18 protein-coding genes are annotated in these 22,997 nt (G+C 56.2%); 5 read left to right on the forward strand and 13 right to left on the reverse strand.

Going from position 1 to position 22,997, the window contains the following annotated elements:
- Positions 1-212: 212 nt before the first annotated feature.
- Genes rlmKL through R0135_RS03960 form a run of 4 tightly spaced genes read right to left on the reverse strand, consistent with a single transcriptional unit; the run spans position 213 to position 4,990 of the window.
- Entirely contained in the window at positions 213-2,405 is a 2,193-nt protein-coding gene (rlmKL, locus tag R0135_RS03945) for a bifunctional 23S rRNA (guanine(2069)-N(7))-methyltransferase RlmK/23S rRNA (guanine(2445)-N(2))-methyltransferase RlmL (protein WP_407348950.1), read from the reverse strand.
- A complete protein-coding gene (locus R0135_RS03950; RefSeq protein WP_407348951.1) occupies positions 2,395-3,231 on the reverse strand; it encodes a helix-turn-helix domain-containing protein in 837 nt (278 codons plus the stop codon). The genes rlmKL and R0135_RS03950 overlap by 11 nt, the downstream gene beginning before the upstream one ends.
- Before the next feature lie 32 nt (positions 3,232-3,263).
- Positions 3,264-4,388 (reverse strand): hypothetical protein, encoded by a 1,125-nt coding sequence (locus R0135_RS03955; RefSeq protein ID WP_407348952.1) that lies wholly within the window; start codon positions 4,386-4,388, stop codon positions 3,264-3,266.
- Positions 4,385-4,990 (reverse strand): hypothetical protein, encoded by a 606-nt coding sequence (locus tag R0135_RS03960; RefSeq protein ID WP_407348953.1) that lies wholly within the window; start codon positions 4,988-4,990, stop codon positions 4,385-4,387. The genes R0135_RS03955 and R0135_RS03960 overlap by 4 nt, the downstream gene beginning before the upstream one ends.
- A 308-nt stretch (positions 4,991-5,298) precedes the next feature.
- On the opposite strand from R0135_RS03960, the gene R0135_RS03965 reads away from it, so the two are divergent.
- The gene (locus R0135_RS03965) at positions 5,299-6,450 is read left to right on the forward strand and encodes a pyridoxal-phosphate-dependent aminotransferase family protein (RefSeq protein WP_407349878.1); all 1,152 of its coding nucleotides are present in this window, start codon (positions 5,299-5,301) and stop codon (positions 6,448-6,450) included.
- A 61-nt stretch (positions 6,451-6,511) separates the two neighbouring features.
- Here R0135_RS03965 and R0135_RS03970 read toward each other — a convergent pair whose 3' ends face one another.
- From R0135_RS03970 to R0135_RS03985, 4 genes are read right to left on the reverse strand one after another with little or no spacing between them, the layout of a single operon-like run.
- Positions 6,512-7,519 carry a metal-dependent hydrolase gene (locus R0135_RS03970; protein ID WP_407348954.1) on the reverse strand — a complete coding sequence of 336 codons (1,008 nt, stop codon included), beginning with the start codon at positions 7,517-7,519 and terminating at the stop codon, positions 6,512-6,514.
- Positions 7,520-7,573: 54 nt separating this feature from the next.
- Entirely contained in the window at positions 7,574-10,789 is a 3,216-nt protein-coding gene (locus tag R0135_RS03975) for a translocation/assembly module TamB domain-containing protein (RefSeq protein ID WP_407348955.1), read from the reverse strand.
- Positions 10,786-12,546 (reverse strand): autotransporter assembly complex protein TamA, encoded by a 1,761-nt coding sequence (locus R0135_RS03980; protein WP_407348956.1) that lies wholly within the window; start codon positions 12,544-12,546, stop codon positions 10,786-10,788. The genes R0135_RS03975 and R0135_RS03980 overlap by 4 nt, the downstream gene beginning before the upstream one ends.
- 9 nt (positions 12,547-12,555) lie before the next feature.
- Complete coding sequence (locus tag R0135_RS03985) at positions 12,556-13,110, reverse strand: class I SAM-dependent methyltransferase (RefSeq protein ID WP_407348957.1); 555 nt, start codon at positions 13,108-13,110, stop codon at positions 12,556-12,558.
- A gap of 232 nt (positions 13,111-13,342) precedes the next feature.
- Between R0135_RS03985 and R0135_RS03990 the strand changes: the two genes are divergently transcribed.
- The gene (locus R0135_RS03990; RefSeq protein WP_407348958.1) at positions 13,343-13,837 is read left to right on the forward strand and encodes an asparaginase domain-containing protein; all 495 of its coding nucleotides are present in this window, start codon (positions 13,343-13,345) and stop codon (positions 13,835-13,837) included.
- On the opposite strand, the gene R0135_RS03995 is transcribed toward R0135_RS03990, so the two are convergent.
- Positions 13,834-15,363 carry an acetyl-CoA acetyltransferase gene (locus R0135_RS03995; protein WP_407348959.1) on the reverse strand — a complete coding sequence of 510 codons (1,530 nt, stop codon included), beginning with the start codon at positions 15,361-15,363 and terminating at the stop codon, positions 13,834-13,836. The genes R0135_RS03990 and R0135_RS03995 overlap by 4 nt on opposite strands.
- A 99-nt stretch (positions 15,364-15,462) precedes the next feature.
- On the opposite strand from R0135_RS03995, the gene R0135_RS04000 reads away from it, so the two are divergent.
- Positions 15,463-16,383, forward strand: coding sequence for a S1/P1 nuclease (locus tag R0135_RS04000; protein WP_407348960.1), 921 nt, complete (start codon positions 15,463-15,465; stop codon positions 16,381-16,383).
- A 3-nt stretch (positions 16,384-16,386) separates the two neighbouring features.
- Here the strand turns inward: R0135_RS04000 and R0135_RS04005 are convergent, their stop codons facing one another.
- Genes R0135_RS04005 through R0135_RS04020 form a run of 4 tightly spaced genes read right to left on the reverse strand, consistent with a single transcriptional unit; the run spans position 16,387 to position 20,907 of the window.
- Positions 16,387-17,109, reverse strand: a complete 723-nt coding sequence (locus R0135_RS04005; RefSeq protein ID WP_407348961.1) for a dienelactone hydrolase family protein — start codon at positions 17,107-17,109, stop codon at positions 16,387-16,389.
- A 39-nt stretch (positions 17,110-17,148) separates the two neighbouring features.
- Complete coding sequence (locus tag R0135_RS04010) at positions 17,149-19,071, reverse strand: aminotransferase class I/II-fold pyridoxal phosphate-dependent enzyme (RefSeq protein ID WP_407348962.1); 1,923 nt, start codon at positions 19,069-19,071, stop codon at positions 17,149-17,151.
- Positions 19,064-19,840, reverse strand: coding sequence for a lysophospholipid acyltransferase family protein (locus R0135_RS04015; protein ID WP_407348963.1), 777 nt, complete (start codon positions 19,838-19,840; stop codon positions 19,064-19,066). Before R0135_RS04015 ends, R0135_RS04010 begins: the two co-directional genes overlap by 8 nt.
- Positions 19,837-20,907 (reverse strand): alpha/beta hydrolase, encoded by a 1,071-nt coding sequence (locus R0135_RS04020; protein ID WP_407348964.1) that lies wholly within the window; start codon positions 20,905-20,907, stop codon positions 19,837-19,839. Before R0135_RS04020 ends, R0135_RS04015 begins: the two co-directional genes overlap by 4 nt.
- A gap of 169 nt (positions 20,908-21,076) precedes the next feature.
- Here R0135_RS04020 and R0135_RS04025 point away from each other — a divergent pair, with 169 nt between their 5' ends.
- Both R0135_RS04025 and R0135_RS04030 read left to right on the forward strand, forming a co-directional pair.
- On the forward strand, positions 21,077-21,436 hold the full coding sequence (locus R0135_RS04025; protein WP_407348965.1) for a hypothetical protein: 360 nt from the start codon (positions 21,077-21,079) through the stop codon (positions 21,434-21,436).
- 52 nt (positions 21,437-21,488) lie between these two features.
- Entirely contained in the window at positions 21,489-22,943 is a 1,455-nt protein-coding gene (locus tag R0135_RS04030; RefSeq protein WP_407348966.1) for an SDR family NAD(P)-dependent oxidoreductase, read from the forward strand.
- Positions 22,944-22,997: the final 54 nt, after the last annotated feature.

The following is a 22,997-nucleotide window of genomic DNA, read 5'->3' on the forward strand; positions in this document are numbered from 1 at the left end:
AGTGCGCAAAAAAAAATCAATAGCTCTATGCGTATTAGCAGGGATTTAGTTACTTTCGCCCAAGGAAATATCGCGTTATTTTTTAACTAATTAAATCAAGTAATTAAAACTAATAGTTAATGTTGAATATTTATTGTGGCAGGCGTAGCACATTGTCTGTTTTTTTTGCAAGGCCTGTGGATAAGTTTCTTTGATCTCGCAAAATAGCACGTTTAAAGGGCCTTATGGCGCAGCTTCCAGCACTGATGAGGTACCGGCAGCCGGGCAAAATCCGGGTCAAGAGTAGCCCGGGTTATCTCCTCTACCACGAAACTCTGCGCAAGCTCCTCGTCCAGTCGAAATTTACGGCGATTATTGGAAAAATACAGGTCGCCCGCGGGTGTCAGCCGCTTCATGGCCATATGAATCAGCCCCGCGTGGTCTCGCTGAACGTCAAAACTACCCGGAACTTTGCGGGAATTAGAAAATGATGGCGGATCGAGCAGTATTAAATCGAAGAGGTCTTCGCCGCCCCGGAGCCACTGCATGACGTCGGCGCGTTCAAGATGGTTGTGGATTTCAGCCAGCCCGTTGTGGGCAAGATTCTGACTCAGCCAACGAAGATAGCTGTTTGACAAATCGACGCTGACAGTTTCCCGGGCCCCGGCAAGAGCGGCATGCACGGTCGCTGTTCCGGTGTAGCAATACAGATTGAGAAATCGCAGCCCCTTCGCCTCTTGGGCAATACGCAAACGTAGAGGCCGATGATCAAGAAACAAGCCCGTATCCAGGTAATCATGCAGATTCACGAGTAAGCGGGCATCACCCTCGCTTACAGACAGCATGTCGCTGGCGCCACCACTGGACTGATACTGCGCTTTTCCTCGCTGACGTTCACGCTGCTTAAACACGATTCTTTCGGCCGCAACACCACTGGCCAATGGCAGCGCCTGATGAATTTCTCGTAAACGTTGTGCAGCGCCCTCCTCACTGACCTCTGCGGGCGCTTTATATTCGGCAACGTGAAGCCAATCTCCATAGCGGTCCACCGCAACGGCGTACTCGGGAATGTCAGCGTCATACAGTCGATAACATTCATTCCTACTGCGTTTTAACCAGGGCCCGAGTTTGCGCAGATTCTTACGAACCCGATTGGCAAACATTTCTGCGCCAGGACTTAAGTCTTTATGGTCGGTTGCGGCGGCAACATCGACGGGAGTGGCAAGCGCAGGGTTTCCATCAGCAAGGCGATTACCCTCAAGATCAATGAGCAATAGCGTAACTGGCAAGCGACCGTTGAAGAGCTGAAACTGACGGTGACTGCGCAACCCCAGAGACCGGCCGTGCTCGCGGTCACCGGCGAGAATTGCGGCCTGCCAACCAGGGAACTCCCGATGCAGTAACTCCCCCAGATGCCGATAGAGTTGCGGCAGACTATCTTTTCTCCCAATACGCTCCCCGTAGGGCGGGTTAGTAATAACCAGGCCTTTTGGCAGGGCAACATGAGTAGGTTTACGCACCTCGCCCAGGGCCTTCACACTCACCCTTACCCACTTGGCCATGCCCGCGGCTGCGATGTTTTCCTGCGCGCTTCGAATAACCGCAGGGTCTGCGTCATAGCCGCGAATTTCCGGAAGCCCGGCACTCAAGCCGCGCTCGGCGCGTCCCCGGGCTTCGTTGTGAATAACCCCCCACTGCTGGGCGTCATGTTCCTGCCAGGCCAAAAACCCGAATTGCTCACGACCCAAAGCCGGAGCCTGATCGGCCGCCATTTGGGCACCTTCGAGCAATAGCGTGGCTGAACCGCACATGGGGTCAATCAGCCCGCCCCCTTCTGCGGCCAGGCTGGGCCAATCTGCCCGCAACAACAATGCGGCGGCGAGGTTTTCTTTTAATGGCGCATCACCCGCAGAACGGCGATAACCTCGACGGTGCAAGCTTTCTCCCACCATATCCAGGGCAACGTCCACGCGATCGCGCTGCAATCGCACGACAATCTGCAGGTCCGGCGAATCCGGATTGACCTGAGGCGGAGCCACTCCTGCAGCCCTGAACGCATCCACAATAGCGTCCTTACTACGATAGGCGCCAAATCGAGTATTGCGAATATCGGCGTTCGTGCCATGAAAATTAACCGCGAAGCTAGAGCCTTCTGCAATGAGCGCCGGCCAGGGCATAGCAAGCAGAGTCTCGTAGAGCGCATCGGCATCCACCGCAGAACCACCACCAATGGGCAGCAGTACCCGGGTCGCTATTCGAGACCAGAGACAGGCTCTGTACATAACGGCGCGGGAACCTGCGAATGCAACAGCGGCCTGTTCTTCGCGAATATCGGTCGCACCGAGAGCGGCAAGTTCCTTCGCAAGAATCGGTGGTAGTGCTCGAGGACAAGTGGCAACCCACTCTCTTACAGGATCAGCGATCATTGCTACGGGGCTTCACTTTACGCACTACCGGTTTCGCGGAGACAGTGGATTTTGTCTTAGCTTTGGGCTTGGCCTTGTTGGTGGGCGCAGATGCCGAGCGAGCCTTCTTGGCCGAACTGGCAGCGCTGCTCTTTGCTCGGGGCTTTCTCCGCGCGCTGACCTTGCGCTTGGGCGGGGCTACTGCAGCTTCGCGCTGCATGACATCAACCACCAGCTGCGTTGAGGAGTCCATGTACTCAATGAACCGTTGGTACCCATCGTCGCTGAGATCCCTAAGAAAATCATGCTGGCGATAGAGATTCACAAAACGACGCTCGCGCTCAAAATTGCGCGGCAGGGCCATGACGCCCCACTGCTCCAGAGTCGCTTCGAGCTGGGGGTTGTAACTACGTAAAAACTTGATGAAAAAAGGCACCGGATCATGGCGTGCCAGTAGAGACGCTGTGCGAAGCATCAGTTCCAGAGGAAGAGTTGCTTCACCCCGCTCCACGCCCTCCAATACCCCTTCGTCGCCAAGGTCCAGACGATCCGATAGTTCGGCAATGCTCAGGCCAGCTGTTTCTCTTGCGTCCCGCAGAAAGTGGCCGGCCTCGGCCATGGCCTCCAGTCTTTCTGGAGATGCGCCATTCAAGAGCAGGTCCCGAACCCAGGAGTCACCAAACATGGCGCTCATCGTGGCGACATCAACAGCCAGATCAAGGGTGCCGCCGGCTACTTTCCCCGCACCCTTGATAAGGCTCTCAATAAGGGATGAGCGCGAGCCACCGGCAGCCGCTGCGGCTCTTTCGGCGATACGGGCGTACTTACTGTCGTTGTCGTTTTTCACTGTGGCAGCATAACGCAGGGATCAATAATGCCCTAGGGAGTTCCGGGCAGTTGGCCGCCGGTTTCCAGCGCATTGATACGCGTGAGTATCTGTCGCCATTGAGCATAGCGATCCTGGACACTGCCACTCAAGCGAAACACGCCATCATCCACCTCCAACACCGTTTCAAGAGACTCTCCAGAAAACCCCTTCACAAGTTCCCGAAGATCTTCTTCCTGAATCTTCACCTTGCGATAACTCGCATAAACCTGCTGCATCGCTGCGAATGTTCCTCGACGAGCTGTTGACTTTCGCTCGGACGCCGTTGTGCGGTAATCATCGCCAAATCGTTGTAATTCATAGTTGTATTCACGCCAGAGCGCATAGCTATCTTCTACGTCACCGCGAAGGTCTGCGTACTGCTCATCCACCGCATCGATAAACAAATCATCCTGACGACGCACGCGGGCTAAACGCAGGAGCATGGGATCACCATCGGCAGGAAAACTGGCCAGGGAATAGCCGCCATCGGCCTGAGTCGTAACAAAGCGCTCAAAGCTGGCAGGGGACAATGTCGCAGCAAAACGCATAAGCGACAGGCGCTGCAGGTTCAGCCGCTGCTCTTGCGTCAAAGCACCCGCTATCTCCAGAAGATCGTTGCTGATCGCTCGATAGATATCGTCGAACGGTTCCCCGCCGGGCTTTACCGGATAATCGCTGGCTGTGGCTTCATCGCGGTAAATACGCTCCAGAAGCAAGCTGCCATCGGCCGCACGAAAGCGCAGCTGTAATTCTAAAACCGCACCGTCAGCTCTGAGAATTTCTCCATCCAGTATCAGGGGCATGAACACCTCATTGGAATGCACTACACGCACAGCGCCCCAGGCACCACTGTCTTCGAGATAGGACGACAAAGTCACGGGTATCAGCAAGGATTCAGCTTTGCGCACCGTGGGAAACACGCGCGCTCCCTGAGTTCGGTTATCCAAACCCTGGTCGAAGACCGCTATCCCCACATCCAATGGCCAAACCGAGGCCGCTGCAGTCTTTAACTGCACCTGACCCACCGCAGGCGCACGAGGTTCCGGCTCTGGCGGCGCCTCGGGCACGCCGCGATTATTGCTACACGCCTGCAACAGCAAAGACAGGATCAACACACAAAAATAAGAACGTGTCATTGCGGCGACTCCGTCGTGCATACCCGACCTCTCGTGAGCGTCTCGGTGCAGCGATAGCCATTACTGCCCGGGGTATATCGACGGTAGACCCTCCGGAGAGAGAATGGCTCTGATACGCCCCGAGAGTACAAGGAAGTAACGATGCCCAGAGTATCCCCGGACGCGGAGGCCGAGAGACGATGGACGATATCCAAGCCGTCAGGCAAGCGAATTTGAAACACCAGTTGCTGTCCGTCCCAAAAGCAGCTTTCGCTACCCAGACCGTAATCAATCTGCCTGGGCGCATCTGGGCCGTAGTCACAGCTGAGAGAAAAATTGCCCTCGCGCTCAACTCTAATAGACACGCGACTTTGTTCTATCTCCAAAAGCTGGGACTCGGTAATCAACTCGGCCATTTGCGCCATCCCCAAAAGCCGCTCCTGAGACGATGTTGGCGCGTTGCCCACGGAGTTGCGACTGCGATCATTGGCATTGCGCGCCGCCTGCGCACGCAATCCCCGCATTGTGGAGTTGAATTGCGCCTGCAGGTTATCGCTGCGGGCGTAGTCGAGCTCCCAGTTGCCCGACATATCAACCGGGTCTGACTTGACCTGCTGTTGCACAGGTTCAGTGCTACAGGCGCCGAGCAACGCAGCCAGAGATGGCATTATGAGAGTGCGAAAAACGCTGATTTTCACTGAGCGAAACATGAATATCCGAAATGGTGACGGGCGATGTCTTCCGCCGATTACGGAAGAAGGACGATGCTGACACAGGCATCGAGCATCAACAAGGGCTACGGTGCCTCCGGTGCTGCAGCAATGTATAATTCCGCCGCGCCGCGATCGGCCCTGATGCGCGATCGCCAACCATTTCCAATATAGGGAGCAACCCAGTGTCGCAAAGCTTTTACCCACCACAACGCACGCTCATGGGTCCCGGCCCGTCGGATGTCTCCCCTCGCGTACTGGCGGCCCTGGCTCGTCCCACCATCGGCCATCTTGATCCTTTGTTTGTGTCCCTCATGGACGACATCAAACTATTGCTTCAATACGCTTTCCAAACCAAGAACGAACTCACCTTGCCGGTATCTGCGCCGGGGTCAGCGGGCATGGAGGCCTGCTTCGTCAATCTACTGTCACCGGGCGACACAGCTATCGTCTGTCAGAACGGCGTGTTCGGCGGCCGGATGCGCGAGAACGTGGAGCGCTGTGGAGCCACAGCCATCATGGTAGAAGACGAATGGGGAAGCCCCGTCGACCCAGAAAAGGTCCAAAAGGCGCTGCGCGATCACCCTCAGGCTTCTGTACTGGCCTTCGTCCACGCCGAAACCTCTACCGGAACGCGCAGCGATGCAGCGACCCTTTGTAAGCTTGCCAAAGAACATGACGCCCTGGTGATCATGGATACCGTCACCTCATTGGGAGGTATCGAACTCAAGGTTGATGAATGGGGAGCTGACGCTGTCTATTCCGGATCCCAAAAGTGCCTGTCCTGTGTGCCTGGCATTTCCCCCGTGACCTTCAGTCCGAAAGCTGTGGAGCGTATTCAAGCCCGGACACACAAAGTCCAAAGCTGGTTCCTGGATATGCAGCTGGTGATGGGCTACTGGGGCGGGAGCAGCAAACGCGCATACCATCACACGGCACCGGTGAATGCCATGTATGCACTGCACGAAACTCTGGTGATGCTAGAAGAAGAAGGTCTTGAAAACGCCATCGCCCGACATCACAGAAACCACCTGGCTCTCGTCGCGGGGTTGGAAGCCATGGGCTTGAGTATGGCCGTGGATGAAGCCTGGCGCCTACCGCAACTCAATTTGGTCTGCATTCCTGAGGGCGTGGATGATGCGGCGGTCAGAACCCGACTGTTACGGGATTTTGATCTGGAGATTGGTGCGGGACTCGGCGCACTTGCGGGTAAAACCTGGCGCATTGGCCTGATGGGGCACGCCAGTCGCGAGCGTAACGTCATCCTCTGCCTCAACGCTTTAGAGACAGCTCTGCACGCTGAAGGTCACAACGTTGAGAGCGGCGCTGCCCTGCGTGCGGCCGAAGACTTCTATAAATCAACCAGTAATTAACAGGTGGCGCTATATTACCCGGCAGACTCCATAGCCGGCTGCGAAATGTCGCGGACCTTCTCTACAGTGGCAGGCCGCGAATCATCGACCACAGTCGACCGACTGTACCCGCGCCACGCTCACGACTTACCCGATAAGCCACATGCTCAGAATCTTGCGACTGCGGGTTCAGCTGAATACTCCACAAAGGTCGGATTTCATTTGGCAGCAGTGAATAGCGGATATCCATAATACGATTCTCAAAATCCGGATCCGCAGCGATATAGCCCATACTGAACCAGCGAAAGCGCTCAATGTCCCTGGCCTGCAGCGAGTTGTGATCCAGCCAGGGAAAATCCCGACTTAAATCCAGGGTGGCCACCACCTCACCCGGATAAACAACAGGCTCGCCCCCCAGACGAACTGCATCCACATAGTAATGCTCATCCTGTTGATAAATGGTCTTCCACAGAAACAGGTTCGCAAAACTCGGTTTAGCCTCGACCACTTGCGGTGTATGCCCCCTACCCTTCGCGATTTGCTGGCCGACTTCTACAGCGGCATCCCGGGCCACAACGCCAAGCGACAGGTAGCCTATCGCCCAAAGCATGCCTAACACGGCGGGCCAGCGACGATGACTGAGGCGTGATGTGAGCACCAGGGCTATGAGCGGAAGCGTCAGCAAGGGGTCGATAATCGACACGTTGTTCCAGGCAAAACGCTCTTGGGAAAATGGCCAGAACAATAAGGTCCCGTAACTGGTGCACGCATCCAGTAGCGCATGAGTGGCATAACCCAGGCCGGCAAACAAATAGATCTCGCGAAAGGCCCAGTCTCGCCTCCTCCCCACCGCCCCCCAAAGCACCAGCGCCACAAGCGCCGCACCCAAGGGAATGAATATGAGTGAATGCGTGAACTGCCGGTGATACTCCAGAAACAATAATGGATCTGTAGCCGAACGAATCAGCACATCCAGATCTGGCGCCATGCCGCCAGCAATGCCGCACAACATTGCGAGACCAATTTTGTGGGGGTGCGCTACTGACTGTGGTAGAGCCGCGCCCAGCGTCCCCTGCGTTACAGGATCCATAAAGACCTCATCAAAAGCGCCACCGGGCAAGTTCGCTCATCACACAAACCCTGCTCACTCGATATCAAATCGATAGTAAAGATCAAAGGAACTCTCCAGTCGGCTAACCACCTCAAGCCATAAGCGTGATCGCAGATACAAGCGCGCAGTGAGCGCATTTACCGGTTCGTAGATACCCACGCCGTAACTCAAGTACAGTCTCTCGCCTACGTAGGCACTGATGGTCGCCGCCATATCATCGTCGCTGCCTTCGGCACCCAGGGATACGCCGGACAAGCCCGGGATGGCATTCAGCGACTCAAGAGCACCGGATTGATTGATTGCCGACGCACCAAGTGACAGCGCCATCGCCGTACCGTCGACCGAAGCGCCGGCATCCGGCCCTCTACCGCGCAATAGGTACGATAAGGTGTCGCGCTCTGATCGCACAGGATCAGAAAATATCTCGAACACTGGCTCTTCAAGGCTTCCGCGAACATAAAAACCGACGCGCAGATCTTCTGCCCGGATACGCCGTTCGGCACTCAAATTCAGTGCTGGGTTAAAAGGATCTCCCACAAAGCCAACGCTTCCTTGCGTCAGACGCAGCACCTGCCCATACGCTCGTAACTCACCACCCAAAACCTGGAGGTCGCCATATAGCGAAGCCGGAAGTTCAGGTTGCATATTGACTCTGAGATCCCCCGATAAGGTCGCCACCAACTCCCGGGAACGAAGCGTAAACCCTGGCTCAATCAATGCCCGAAGATCCAGGGATAAGTCGAACCGGCGCGGTGGCTTCGCGGGAAGATCCACGCGATAAAAATCATCCGATACGGCGATGGCATTTTCCAACGGACCAGCGTGCTGAAACTCTCCCTTATGGACGCTTATGTCGCCACTGACCGCTAAGCTCTGAGTCGTGAGCTGCAGATCCAAACGCGGTGAAATCGTTGCCTCTACACCCACCGGCAAGCTCAACTGATTCCTCACACCCTGTAACTCGGCCTGCAAAGCGCCATCATCGCAGCACAGGCCGGTGAGGGTCAGGGGGGCGCCGCCGAGCATGGCGCTGCCATCGATCGTAAATCCATCGCCTGTAGCGTCCAGCAGCAGATTCGCATCTGTCAGTGTTGTTGCAATTTCCGGATGCTCAGCACCTGCCCCTTTCAACGCGAGTTGACCGAATAGCAAGGGCTGACTGCGCGATCCCGCTACTGTCATATCAGCCTCGATGGCACCGCTGCCAAGGGACCATTCCGGTAACAAATCATCCAGCGACGCAAGATCAATATCGCTGGCCTTTAATGAGCCAGTCAGTTCCGCACCTTGCTCGGTGAGTGTCGCTGCTAATACCCCCACGCGTTCAGAGCGCAAATCAAGTGACAGATTTTTCGCGTCCGGGCGGAAGTACCCAGAGGCCCGCGCTTGCTCCCAGCGTATGGGAAGCGCCGTGCCCTCGTACATAAAGGGGTCCAGGGACAAGAGATCGAAACTGAGATCAAAGAGCGCATCTTCCAGGACTCCCGCGGTCCACAGCAGATCGAGTGTCCCCGTCCCTTGCGCTTGTATGGAGAAGGGCTTGTCAGACACGGCGCCTTGCAATTCTTCGTCAATCTCAAGTGTCAAACCGAGGCTGCCGCTTTGCCCCAGCACTGCGCTTTGTGCGCACATACTGTTTGCACGCCACTGCAAACAAAGCGCGTCCAAAAGAATCGATGCCTCTGTGGCGTCCCAACGGCCGGCGACGGGCTCGTTGCCACGTACCGCCTCATCCCGAAAAAATACCACAAAGGGTTGCATCAAAAACGTCGCGCCTTGATCGGTTTTCTGCAGCGCCACCTCAAGATTCCCCCGCAGATCTCCTTCGCTTTTAATCTCGAGCTGCGTCACCTCTCCCGGAAAGACCCTTGCGCTAAGTGCAGAAATTGAAACGTCACTGGGGGGTAAGCCCTGGGGCAACTCTAGCAAGGCCGCTGCCCCCGGCTGGCTGGTTCTATGGTAAGAAAACGCGAGCCCATTGCGCGCGCCCTTAAGCGACCCCAAAGGTAGAACCGGTACATCACTTGCACTCAAATCGCCCGCCATTTCCCATTGATTCGAGCCTTCCTGAAGATCAATATCGCGAAGAGCAAGGCTTAATGTCCCCAGCGGATCCAGCGCTGAAAACGCAATATCCCCAACGCCTGTGACAGTCATTTCAGGCGACCCGTCTTTGAGAGGCACGTGAAACTGATCCGCCACGACCTCTAGCCTCGGTGCCAGAGACTCAAGCTCACCCAAAAAACCCGACGCGCGAAGCAGCGGCTGCGAGGCTTCGCCCAGAACAGCCTGCTCCAGCTCCCAGACAGCTGCCTGTTGCGCTAGTTTCAGCTCAAGCCACACTGGCTCAGGCGCAAAGCCCTGCCATTGTTGCCGCAGAGCAAGCTTCAGGTTTTTTGCATCGCGAATTTTTGACTCAAACAAAAAGGGACCGACCCCACTTACATTCGAAAGAGCGTTTGACTGCGGCACCAGATCAGACAGGCCCTCAAGGGAACCTGACGCCGTAATCAGTCCTGCAGAGCTTAGGTCGACAGCGAGTGCCAACGCCGGCGATCCTGCGCTTGCGCTAATATCACCCTTCAACGCACGCAGATCACCGCTGAAATCAAGCGTGAAACTGTGGTCAAGATTTTCCGGCCAATTTGAGACAGCCAAAGCCTGGACAGCAACATCGAGCTTCAGATCCCAGCGCCCGCTCCTGGCGATAGCCCCGCCGCCGCTCCACCGGGCAAGCCTGTGTTCACCGGAGAACGCCTCTATCAAGGCAGTATCGCTGGCAACGTCTCCGGACAGACGCAGGTTTTTCAGTACTTCTGTTTCACTACCGCGGTAAAACACCAACTCGTCTACCGCAAGTCGATCGATATTTACCGCAACAGGTAACCAGGGCAACGGTGCCTGCAAAGGCTGATCCGTTGGCTTACTTGCAGCTTTAACCGCCAACGACACTTTACTCGCCGAGGCATCGCGGACACACAGGGTACTTCGCAACACGCAAGCCCAGGCGACACGAAGATGCAGGTCCTGCAGCTCCATGGACAAGGACTCATCGTCGTAGCGAAAAACATCCAATGACATACCGGTCCAAAAGGACCCCTGGGGATTTTCGACCTGAATGGGCAAACGCGCTTCCAGAACCCTTATTCCCAAGCCAAGCCCCACATCAGTTCCCAGAACAAACACCGGCAGCAGGGGTATTAGCAGCAGGACTGCAAGCGCAAGATAAGCGACTACGCGGCGCCTCAAAATTCAGCTCCAATGTTCACATGAACCCGCCAGGACCCACCACTTTCGGAAACCGGGTTAGCGATCTCAAAGCGCAAAGCACCTACCGGTGACAAGTAGTGAATGCCAATGCCAAGGCCCACCCGGGCATCAAAATCACCGCTATCGAAGGCATCACCAGCGTCCACAAAAACTGCCGCACGCCATTTTTCAGTCACGTAACGTTGCAGCTCCAAGGACCCGGTTAAAAGTCGAGTGCCGCCAACGATCAGAGATTCATTGGGCTGAGCGCTCGAGAAGCCCTCAGCTGTCGCTTCGCGACCCACCGATTGATAGGCGAATCCCCGGATGCTTGAATCGCCGCCCGCGAAAAACGCCAGAGACGGAGGAAGTTCCGAAGGTTTGTCTGAGCTTGTCCATAGCGCTCCAGCCTCCACTCGCCCCACCACACGCCAACGCTCGCCCAGGGTACGCAGCGCGGTGACAGTACCGTAAAAACGCAACAGATCTTCATCAGAACCCAGATCAGCAGAGGCCCCTTCCACGCTGTAAAACTGACTTACACCTCGACTGGGATCAACCGCATTGCCTCGACGGTAGCGCGAAGAAACGCTCGCACCTGCGAGCACAAAACTTGCATCAAAGTCGTCACTAAAGACGCCCCACTGCTCATTGAGGCCACGAAACTGGAGACTTCGCACTATGCCAGCCTTCGTGCGCTCGCGGCGGACGCGCAGCTCACGCTGCTCGCTCTCCAGATCTCCAAACTCATTGTTCTCCAAACGACCAATCAACTGGAGAACGTCGTTTGCAGGATCGTCCAGGGGAATACTGTAAGTTACTCTCGCCTGAGGGTTGATCGGCGACCAACGCAAAGCCGTCTCTTGACTGTGTCCCCAACGATTGAGACGGGGGCTTTGCCAGGTAAGTGATAAGCGCTGCCTTGTATCGGTGCTGAAGCCAACCCCAAGCTCATAGCTGTGACGTGATGCGGTACTAAGGGCAACGCGTATGGGCACATCGGGGTAGACTCGTTCCGGAAGCTGCGGCAGCACGGTGACGCTGCCAAAGTAGCCAAGACGGAGTAGTCGCTGACGAAGCTCAAGCAACAATTTTTGCTCATACGGGGCACCCGGTTCAAAGGGTAGCAAGCGATTTAGCAGGTCTCGATCCAGAATGGATTCATCGATGGAGACCGCCCCAAACCGGTACCGTCGTCCGGCATCAAACACCAACGACAAAGCCGCCTGCCTCTTACCTACATCCACGGCTACCCGACTCTCGGGAAAATCGGCATCAAAGTATCCACGACGGCGAGCCAGCTGCAGAAGTTCCTGCTTGAGGACCTCATAGCGCCCGTGATGTACCCGGTCGCCGAGTTTTGGGGTCTGCGCGTCCATGAGTGCCGTGAGGCTCTGATCCTCCTGGCCCTCCCCCAAAATTCGCACAGAGACCGCGGTGTATGTGAGAGGCTCTCCAGGCTGCACATTAATCGTAGCCGCCCAAGGACGTTTCGTGCGATCCACTTGCAGCTCAATAACAGGGTCATAGAAACCCAAAGCCTCAAGAGCCTCTGCGGTAAGCCTGGGTGCGGTGTTTATAAACTGCTCGGCTGTGGCGTTTTCTTTGGGTGATTCACCCAGATAGGCGCGAATATTCTCTCTCGCTTCTTTCCCTACGCCCTCGATGCCATAGCGCAAGCCCTCGGCATGCGAGAGCTGGGCAGACACAGCAGTCAGAACCAGAACGACAGAAACAGCGGCGAAGATCTTTAACATTCGCTGGCTTCAACCGAGCCTCGCACTGCCCCAGACATTAAAGCCTGCAAAGCGCGGCGTACCCGGCAGATACATGCTTTCCTGGTCGTCACTGTGAAAACCACCCTCCACCAGCAAAGCAGGAATATCCCGGTTAAGGTGGCAGCCCCCCGCGATAGCGCCCCAGGGACGGTCAAGGCGATTTTGCCAGCGGCGCACGCCCTCATCAGGTGCCCTGCCGTGCTCGGCGTAATGCAAAGTGCCGCCCGGACGCAGCACCCGGGCCATACCCTCAAGTGCGGCAACAGGATCTGGAATGGTACAGAGACTGAACGTCATGACGATTGTGTCTACGCTATCGTCTGCCAAGGGGATCTGCTCTCCCGGCAAGCCAATAAACTCAATCGGAAAGCTTAGATTTTTGGCACGAGCCTGGGCAAGCTCCCAGGACGCCTCCGAAGGATCCAGTCCGATCAGCTTGTCGACCTTGTCACTATCGTAGTAAGGAAGATTAAGTCCGGTGCCGATGCCTATTTCAAGCACCGTACCGGCTGCTCGCGGAACAATCTTCTCTCGCTGTTTCATAATGGGCTTGCTCCCGCAGGCACAGTTAATGAAACGCGGAAGCACGTGCCGATCGTAAAAACCCATAACCACCGTCCAGTGTGAAGAATTTCTGTCTGTGGACGCATTATAAGCAGCCAATGGCCCAGGTTGCGCACGGCAGAGCAAGTATTCATTGGGCATAAATAGAACCTCGACAGGAACGCACGCATGTAGCAGGATTCGTCCTCAGCTAAGAAGGCCCAGACGCACCATGAATCTTCATATCATTACCACCGGCGGCACCATCGACAAAATTTACTTCGATGCCAAGAGCGACTACCAGGTCGGCGAACCGGTTATTGGCGAGTTGCTTGACAGCATGGGAGCCCAGTTCCCCTACACGGTGGAGTCCGCCATGCGCAAAGACAGCCTGGAACTAACAGATGAGGACCGAGCGCTGATTCGCGAAAGCGCCGAACGCTGCGCCGAACAGCAGGTGCTGATAACCCATGGCACCGACGGCATGGTCCAGACGGGCAAAGCGCTAAAAGGTATCGAGGGAAAGACCATCGTACTTACCGGGGCCCTGCAGCCAGCGGCTTTTAAGGGCTCGGATGCCATTTTCAACATTGGTTGTGCCCTGGGCGCCCTGCAGGCCGCCTCCCCCGGCGTCTATATCAGCATGAACGGCCAGCTCTTTGAGATTGACAATGTGCATAAGAATCTCGAAAAGAATCGCTTCGAGACTATCGACGGAAAAGACTAGCCATAATTGCTTCCCTGGAAGCGAAAGTGGTTTAAACCGTCTTCATGCCTGACGACGGCTTCTTGTCCTACACAGTTACCGTCAACAAGCGCCTGCATCAGTTGCGCATCCTTACTCAACGCAACACAACGCCGCCCGTCATCGAGTCGACCGATGGCAATAGCGCGGTCGGGCTCATCTGCGGAATAACAGACCGTATGCGCCTCAAGCACAAAACGTCCACTGCCCTGATCTGCCAAGTCCGGTATGGCAAGCGCGTCGATACCCGCCTGCATTGAAGTATCGCTGCGCGGCTTCCAGGCCTGCTCTGGCGGCTGCCGCGCATAGACACCCACCGAGTGTTTCGTCAGATATCCTCCGTTTGCCCATACCAGGCCCGCCCCATTGTCTGTGTTGCGCAGACAGTCAACCATCGAAGCAATAGCATGCAGGCTGTAGTTATTACCCGGCCCGCCAAACAGACTCAAACCACCAGTGACCGTCACACCACGAGCGTCATCAGGCTCAATGCCCAGAGCATCGCAACCGGCCTGCACCGCCGACGGAAAGCAGCTATACAAATCAAAGTGTGTAAGCGCATCGGTATCCAGACCGCTTTGCGTCAACGCTGCCGAGCAGGCAGCGTTCAGCGCTGGAGACTCATGCAGATTTGCGCGCTGACTAAGAAACCAGGAGTCGTGAGCACTTGCCACTCCACGAAGATAGATCCATTTATCAGGGTCGACACCAAGTTCCCGCGCCTTGCCCACCGTCGTCAACACCACCGCAGCGGCCTGATCTACAGCAATAATCGCATTCATAACCTTCGTGTAGGGATAGCTGATCATTCGGTTGCCTGACGCCGTGGACAACACCTCCTCCGGTGACAACTGGCGATTTTTCCAGGCATAGGGGTTCTCCGCGGCGCATCGACTCATAGCCGAGAGCAAATTGCCCAAGCGAGCCTGATGCTCTGCGGTAGAAAGTCCTTTTGCATGAGCCTGCGCCGACTCGAACAAGGGATAGGCATTAATGGGTTCATAAAGACCGTGGGCCTGCTCTGTAGCGGCGGTCATAACCGGAGTTTCACCAACCTGAATCGCAGTGTTTTCAAGCCCCGTGGCCCAGTCGGGAAACCCCTCACCGGAACGCACCGCGCCCAAAAAAGTCGCCAGGAGCTCAACGCCGCAAAGCAAAGTTACTGCTCCGTCGCCTTGAGAAAGCCGTCCGGCGAACTCATTGAGCAGTTGCTGTGGCAAGTTTCCACCCACGTCCGAGGTGTACTGGGTGGCCTTCAGACCCAATCGCTCAGCAAGCGCCGCCCCCGGATTGATCGGCATGGCCTCTGCCAGACCCGGCACCTGATTCATCAAAAAGGGAATGTGAACGATACTGTCCACCGCGTTTATGACACGATCCGAGGCCGTATCCGAAAGCGCCTTGGTAGCTACCGCCTGAAGCGCATCGACGGGGGAGCGATCAACATCACGCTCGCGCCATACAGATTGCCCGACGCCGATAATGATTGGCTGCAAATCGTGATTCATAGCAGTAACTCCAGTACTTTAAAGCGCGGCTTTATAACACAGGGCTATGGGAAACGCAGTGTGGTTGCCTACCTCCGAAGGGCAGTAAACTTCCCAGTCATGACTCCAGTAACGAACACCCAAAAGCGACTCGTTGAAACAGGCACTGCACTCACAAAGCCACTCGCGTTGGCGGTGATAGTGCTAAGTGGCGTCTCTCCCAGTCCAGCGGTGCAGGCCTGGGGCGCTATGGGCCATGAAATTGCCGCCGAGCTTGCGAGCCCATATCTCAGCGCGCATACCCAGCAAGAATTAAAAGCACTACTAGGCAACGAATCGCTGGCCAGCGCCTCTACCTGGGCCGATCGCATGCGCAAGGATCCTTCCTGGTTCTGGCAAAAAGAAGCTGGACCCTATCACTACGTAACGGTGCCCCGGGGACGTGTCTACGCCGATGTCGGGCCTCCCGCTCAAGGTGATGCCGCCACGGCGCTAGCGCAATTTGCCCGGGACCTGCGCGATACGTCCGTCTCTCGAGCGCGCAAACAGCTTGCTGTGCGTTTCGCCGTGCACATCATTCAAGACTTACAGCAGCCCCTGCATGTGGGCAATGGACTGGATCGCGGAGGCAATCAGCTTATGGTCGAATTTCTTGGCGAGACATCCAATCTCCACAGGGTATGGGATCGTCAGATCTTTGAAACCACCGGACGCAGCCAGGAACAATGGTTGGACTACTTCAAAAGCAGCGACTTAGTCAGGCCTCCCTCAGAGCAAGAGGCCGAACCCCACCTTTGGATTGCCCAGAGCGCCGCCTTGCGTGAGTCCCTGTATCCGGCTCCGACAATCATCGGTAAAGACTACGTTCGGCGAAAACTTCCCATGGCCGAAAAACAACTGGCGCTCGCGGGTATTCGCACAGCGGCATGGCTCAACGCGATTTTTGACAACAGCGCTGCCGGCAGGCCTCCACGGTCCACAGAACCAGCCCCTTTGGCCGACAAAAAAATGTCTTGGTGGCAACGAATCTTCAGGGAGTAGAACTTACTCGCGAAACAGTTCCTGCAGGAAGTTCGCGATGGACACAGTCGCGCGGGAATCGGCCACGGGACTGTAAACGGTGCCGCTCTGGGGATCATTGGCCTGAGGATTGGTGAACGCATGCTGGGTTCCTCCATAGGCATGAATCTGCCAATCCGCACCAGCTGCGCTTAGTTCCGTTGCCAGAGCCAGCATACTGGGGGGATCAGCCATAGGGTCATCATATCCGTGAAGGCAGAGGACTTTGGCATTGATTCCAACACCGCGCGTATTTTCGGCGGGCATAAACAAGCCATGGATCGATATCACCCCGGCAATTTCTGTACCGACCCGCGCAAGGTCCAGCGCACAGAGCCCACCGAAGCAGTAACCCATCGCGGCACATCGCGCCGCATCAACCGACTCAAGCCCCTGAACGACGGCCAGCCCCGCCTGCATACGCGCCTGCAATTCCTCACGATTCTCCACCAGCGGGGTCATCAAAGCCGCGTTTTCTTCGGCCGATGTACCGCGAACGCCCTTGCCATACATATCTATGGCCACCCCCACATATCCCTGCTGGGCCAGCCACTTTGCCTTACCTTCTTCAAATTCACTGCGTCCACCCCAGGCATGCCCCACCATGACTCCCGGGCGCGGGCTGGAATGTTCGTCATCCCAGGCTACAAATGCCTGATGAGTCGCACCGGATACCTCGTAATCGATATACATTTCCTGCATGGCCATCAGATTCGGTCCTCGTAAATTAGAAATTCTTCGTGTAAGTCAGAGTTCGTCGTTAAGGCTGCATGTAACGCGCAACATGCCGCGTCCCTCATGTCGCATGAGACCGTGAAGCTCAATACCACTGTCACCGTGATACAGGTCCAACAAATAATCCAGCACGTCTTCGCTGATACGCTGTCCCGGCACCAAAACCGGTATCCCGGGTGGATAGGGAACCACCTGATCTGCGCTGGTTCTGCCGATGAGGGACCTATTGATGCCGTGGCTCTCGTCGCTCAAAGGCAAGTCCTCGCTGGGGCCAAAATAAGCCTCGCGCGGTGGTATCACAATATCGCCGATGGCAGGCAAAACACTGGGGGCCTGCGCAGGCGTCGGTTTCTGTGGAAGCTCTCTGGCCAAACTGCGTAAGGCTTTAAGCAAACGCAGAACTTTGCTTTGGGTGGTCCCCAAAGTGACCAACACCGATAGCGTGTTGTGCGTAATCTTTTCAACCTGAATAGAGTGCTTCTCATACAGAGACTTTTGCAACTCTCGCGCGCTACAACCTGCACGACTCACATCAATTGTCAGCTTGGTCGGATCCAGTCGCACGCTGTCTCCTTGCAAAGATGCCGGCAACATATCTTCAAGCCCAAGAACTCTGAAGCGATCGGTCTCAGCAATACCGCTGCGCAGTTCCCGGGCATGCACTATGCATCGCTCTAGTCGCGTAAAACCCTCCATACTCATCTGCTTACGGGCGACATCCAGGCTTGCAATCAAGCCGTATTGCGGACTCGTGGAGGTATGCATGTTCAAATGCTCGCGGAAGCGGCTCTCGTTAAACTCCGGATCCGCCACATGAATCATACTGGCCTGAGAAAAAGCCGAGAGCATCTTGTGCGTACTTTGCGTGACGTAGTCTGCACCGCTTTCAAGGGCGCAAGGGCGTAAATCCGGATGAAAGTAACCATGCGCATACCAGGCTTCATCCACCAGAACTTTCAGTCCTGCATCGTGCGCACGACGAATAATAGGTTCGAGGTCATAGTAAAAGCCGTCATAGCTGCAGGATGTCAGCACAAGCAATCGAGCATCCGGATGAGCGTCGATGGCGTCATTAATCGTCTGCTTACTCACCGGGCCATAGAGCCCAAAGACTTCGTTCACACTTGCTGGCAGATAGATCGGATCTACCCCCGACATGATCGCTGCATGATGCACTGACTTATGGCAGGCTTGATCCACCAGCATTTTGCCGCTGCTGCCCAGTACGTGCTGCACAATGACCTTGTTGGCCGTCGACGTACCATTGGTCACAAAAAAGGTGTGCTTCGCCCCGAAGGCATCGGCTGCAAGATCCTGCGCGGCGTGAATAACATGCGAGGGATCCAGCAATGAGTCCAACTCCTGGACCGAAACAGAAAGGTCGGCGTTAAAAACGTGCTCGCCCATCATGCGATAGAAATCAGCCACCCAGGGGCTTTCTCGCAAGCCATCTCCGCTGGAGTGTCCCGGTGTGTGCCAGGCATCTCTTGCACCTTCAATATACTCACGCAAAGTATCGGCGAAGGGCGTACTGGCGCGTTTCGCAATAGCGCGGCGCAAACGCCTGAGCAAAATTTCGGCCCGGGTATCGTCGCGATCAACCACAGCCGCATTATCGTCCGCCGGAGCCTGACCCGAAGACGCCGCAATAAAAACATCCAACTCGCTGCGAACAGCGCGCAACTGAGAAACGACGACGTTGACGTCAGGCACGCTGGCTGCATCAAGTACGACGCATTGCAGGGCGCCGTCGATCCGCGCCTGCTCCATCAGCAAATCAGGTGTATCAAGCCCCGATATACTCAGCTCACAGCAGCGGTTCTCTGCTTCTGCACGCGCCTCAAGTTCGCTTAGGCGCTGGCAAAGAGAGTCCCTCCATTGACTGTCTGCACTGACGATAATCGCCTGGCAATGAGGCAAAGCGTGCTCAGGCACCGTCGACTCCTGGCTCTGGGGAATCGGTTTGAACATAAGCGTCAGGATCAATACGGCGCATCTCGGCTTCGATCCAGGTCTCGACTTGCCTCATCAGGGCCTCCGGATCCCCTCCGGAAGCGGGAATCGGTGTACCTATAGAGACATCAATTCTTCCGGGAATAAAAGAAAACGATCGCCGGGGCCAGCACTGACCGGAGCTCACCGCAATCGGTATTAACAGCGCATCGGTTGCCACTGCTAGTCGGCTCGCACCACTTTTATAGTTGCCCTGCCCCCCACGCTCACTGCGCGTACCCTCAGGAAACATGATGATCCACCGCCCGCGGTCCATGAGCTTTACACCATACTGGGCCACTTTGTTCCAGGCCTCAGAACGCTTACTCCGGTCAATGGGCACCATTTCCAAGCGAGCCATACACCAACCAAAAATGGGAATACGAAGCAGCTCTTTCTTAAAAACGTAGGCCAGGTTATGGGGCATCATGCTGGGGAAAAAGAAGGTCTCCCAGGTCGATTGATGCTTTGACACCAAAATCACCCGGCGCATATCGTCTTTGCCAGGCAGGTTTTCTTCACCCGTAAGCCGGTAATCCACTCCGCCGACCCAACGCGCAGCAACCACAACACCACGAAGCCAGGGTCTGGCAAACCAGCGCCAAAGATTCGCCGACGATAAAAACAAAGAGCACAATATCAAACCAAGCCCCACCGGAATAATGCTTACCACCATCCACGCGAAGACCAGCACTGAGCGCAGTGTGTTCATGCGGCTTGCTCGATACCGTCGTTGGACGAAACGCTGTCGAGGAACTCGGCGATGTTGGCGTAGGCCTCCTCTGCTTCGGCCAACTCCGGTGTGAACATCTGCCAGACATGACACATATTGGGCCAGGTTTGCAGCACGACCGGCGATTCGGCTGCCTGCGCCTTTGCCGCATAGCGCCGTGCATCATCGAGCAACATTTCCGAGTCACTGGCTTGCACAAGAATGGGGGGTAAGTCCGCGAGTGAGCCGCGCAAAGGCGATATGCGAGGGTCAGCCGGGAGCATCCTCGATGTTGCCCAGGTGTACCAAAGCAGGAACATCGATGGCACCTTGGTCAACGCACCAAATGCAGGTCCCAGCATCGCATCGCTGGCAATGTTGCTGCGCAGACTCGGCGCGTCCAGTACAGCGTCCGTAGCCGGCGACAGCGCAATACCCGCGTCGGCTTGGCGCAGGCCCTGATCGCGAACCCAGGCCAGGAGCGAAAGCGTGAGATTGCCGCCGGCGGAATCCCCCGCGACCACCAGTGTCTGCGCCGATTCACGTCCCTCAGGGCCGTTTTCCAGAATCCAGCGATAAGCCCGGCGACAGTCTTCGATACCTTCGATGCGCTTGTGCTCAGGCATCAGCCGATAATCGAGCGCAAACACCGCGGCGCCGGTCAGTCGCGCAAGGCGGTCAGTAATGGGCCGGTGGCTCAGGGGGCTGCCGGCTATGAAGGCGCCGCCGTGTAGATACAAAACTCTCCGCCCGCTGTCACAGTTGGGCGCCAGCACCCATTCACCGCGCAGCTCAGGATTAGAAAGTGGGAGAAACTCACTCTTATAGCTACGCTCAGCCCCCAGCTTGTCCATGAATGCTCGAATAGCCCGCACCCGTTGTCGACCGCGGCCATGAGACCCCTGTGCGAACTCACTTAAGGAAGCGAGCACAGATTGCATCGCCTCGCTCGGCGCCTGCGCGCTGTGCCGAGGGACAGGCTGATCGAGATACGACAGGTTCTCACCACGCAAAACAAGGTAAGAAAACATCACGAACGCCACGATGGTGATAGCAAGCCAAAACATACAATTAACTCCGGGAGATTACATAAGCGTGGGGATTATCCCAGATACAGGTAGGGCGGAACCACCAAATCAGGCGCTATAATGAGCTGCACCCGACATTTGGTCAGTTAGAATCCAAAACTCTGACGCCCGGGCAGCATAATGAGGCACTTACCCGTCAAATACTGCAATGACTGACAAGGACAACAAAAAGCCGAAGCTTGGCACCAAAACCAAGGCGGCTATGCGTCGTGAGCTGGAACAGGCCACTGCGCAGTTTTTACAGGTGGGGGGCGAGGTAGATAACGTTCCTCGGGGCGCTACCGCCTGGGAGCCTGGTCAGCGGCCGCCCCCTTCCCGCCCATTGTTTACTGAACCACCCAGCGAGCGAACACCCGTGCCAGAAGTTGTGGCAACCATCGAGGCTCGACGAGAGTCCCTCAAGGAATCTCGCAAACCAGCGTCTAAACGGGGATTCAAAAGATCCCGAAAACAGGTCATCTATGATGACTTTGGCGAACCGTTGCGTCACGTGTGGGTCGACGATTAGGCCCACAGCGATCGGTGCGCAATGCCCATCCGGTGAACTGAAGAAGGCCCAAATGCGTAATCACCACCACACGCACATAGAGTTCACAGGTACCATGATCAGCCTCACGCAAACTATCCGCGTCGCGCGCCCCATCGACGAATGCTTCGATTACGCGGCGGATTTTCGCACCACCCCTGAGTGGGATGCGACCGCCTACAAAGCAAAAAAGCTCACTGAAGGCCCCGTAGGACTTGGATCACGCTTTGCGGTGCGCTGCCGCCTACCACTGGGATCCATCGAACTTCTCTACACCATAACCGAGTTCGAGCCAGGTCAGCTGGTGACTTTACAAGCCGACAGTTGGCTGTTTTCGGCGGTAGACACTATCGCTTTCGAAGAAGATCAGGGCCAGACTCGCATTGATTATCATGCAGACTTCAGCTTCAAAATGCCTTTTGCAGCGCTTGAAGGAGCCCTCAAAAGTGGCATGCAAGGCATGGGGAAGGCTGCCCTGCGTGGACTCCAGCGCGCTCTGGAAGACAACAATTCGGCTCCGCAGATTTCCTCTGGCAGCGCCACGGCAGACCGTTTGCTCTGGCCGGGACTCGCCATGTTTAGCAAGTGGGGCTACCGCCGGGGCCGCAAACGCTGGCTCCCCATGAGCGCCTCACTCAAGGGCAAACGCATGATCGTTACCGGGGCGAGTTCAGGACTTGGTCTGGCTACTGCGCGAGAACTTGCACAGCGTGGTGCAGAATTAATTCTCGTCATGCGCAATCCAGAGCGTGCTGAGGCTGTAGTGAAAGAGCTATCGGCCGAAACCGGCAACAGCGCCATCCGTTATGAACTTGCAGACCTTTCGCTGATGGCGGACGTTGATGCCCTGGCTCAGCGCCTCTTGGAGGATGGAAAACCTATCGATGTACTAGTGAATAACGCCGGCGCCCTGTTCAATGATTGGGGACAAACCAGTGAAGGCCTGGAGCAAAGCTTTGCCCTGCTCCTGCTAAGTCCCTGGCGTCTTACCCGTGCACTGCATCCCCTGCTTAAAGCTGCGGGACAGTCGCGAGTTGTCAACGTGGTGTCAGGAGGAATGTATTCGCAAAAGCTTCGCGTAGATCGCCTGGAGGCGACTGCTGACAATTACGCCGGGGCAACCGCGTATGCCCGATGCAAGCGCGCACTGACGGTGGTGAGCGAAGAGTGGGCAAAAAACTGGGCCTCCGATGGCATTGTTGTCAACGCAATGCATCCCGGCTGGGCTGATACGCCGGGCGTTGAAACTGCCTTACCTGCGTTCCACACGCTCACGCGCTTCATTTTGCGCTCTCCAGAAGAAGGTGCCGATACGATTATCTGGCTCAGCGCGGCATCCGAAGCGGCTGGCGTCAGTGGCAAGCTATTTCTCGACCGTGAGCCCCGCACCACACACCTGCTGTCGCGCACCCGGGAAGACCCCGCCGAGCGGGTAAAGCTCATGGACTACCTGGACGCCTTTGACGCTGCGCAAAAAGCCGTGGCCTGAATCAGCTCTGCCTGTCAAAACAGAACCCAGCAGGCTCAGCTATTTTCCAAAGGC

Origin of the sequence: Congregibacter variabilis (assembly GCF_045689235.1) — a bacterium.
GTDB lineage: Bacteria > Pseudomonadota > Gammaproteobacteria > Pseudomonadales > Halieaceae > Congregibacter > Congregibacter variabilis.

Excerpts from the sequence above, each read along its gene's own strand:
- R0135_RS04015 (WP_407348963.1), bottom strand. The coding sequence starts at position 19,840 with ATGAACACACTGCGCTCAGTGCTGGTCTTCGCGTGGATGGTGGTAAGC.
- R0135_RS03985 (WP_407348957.1), bottom strand. The coding sequence starts at position 13,110 with ATGAAACAGCGAGAGAAGATTGTTCCGCGAGCAGCCGGTACGGTGCTT.
- R0135_RS03955 (WP_407348952.1), bottom strand. The coding sequence starts at position 4,388 with ATGACACGTTCTTATTTTTGTGTGTTGATCCTGTCTTTGCTGTTGCAG.
- R0135_RS04005 (WP_407348961.1), bottom strand. The coding sequence starts at position 17,109 with ATGGCCATGCAGGAAATGTATATCGATTACGAGGTATCCGGTGCGACT.
- R0135_RS03980 (WP_407348956.1), bottom strand. The coding sequence starts at position 12,546 with ATGTTAAAGATCTTCGCCGCTGTTTCTGTCGTTCTGGTTCTGACTGCT.
- R0135_RS03970 (WP_407348954.1), bottom strand. The coding sequence starts at position 7,519 with ATGGATCCTGTAACGCAGGGGACGCTGGGCGCGGCTCTACCACAGTCA.
- R0135_RS04020 (WP_407348964.1), bottom strand. The coding sequence starts at position 20,907 with ATGTTTTGGCTTGCTATCACCATCGTGGCGTTCGTGATGTTTTCTTAC.
- rlmKL (WP_407348950.1), bottom strand. The coding sequence starts at position 2,405 with ATGATCGCTGATCCTGTAAGAGAGTGGGTTGCCACTTGTCCTCGAGCA.
- R0135_RS04000 (WP_407348960.1), top strand. The coding sequence starts at position 15,463 with ATGACTCCAGTAACGAACACCCAAAAGCGACTCGTTGAAACAGGCACT.
- R0135_RS03995 (WP_407348959.1), bottom strand. The coding sequence starts at position 15,363 with ATGAATCACGATTTGCAGCCAATCATTATCGGCGTCGGGCAATCTGTA.
- R0135_RS03965 (WP_407349878.1), top strand. The coding sequence starts at position 5,299 with ATGGGTCCCGGCCCGTCGGATGTCTCCCCTCGCGTACTGGCGGCCCTG.
- R0135_RS04030 (WP_407348966.1), top strand. The coding sequence starts at position 21,489 with ATGCGTAATCACCACCACACGCACATAGAGTTCACAGGTACCATGATC.
- R0135_RS04025 (WP_407348965.1), top strand. The coding sequence starts at position 21,077 with ATGACTGACAAGGACAACAAAAAGCCGAAGCTTGGCACCAAAACCAAG.
- R0135_RS03990 (WP_407348958.1), top strand. The coding sequence starts at position 13,343 with ATGAATCTTCATATCATTACCACCGGCGGCACCATCGACAAAATTTAC.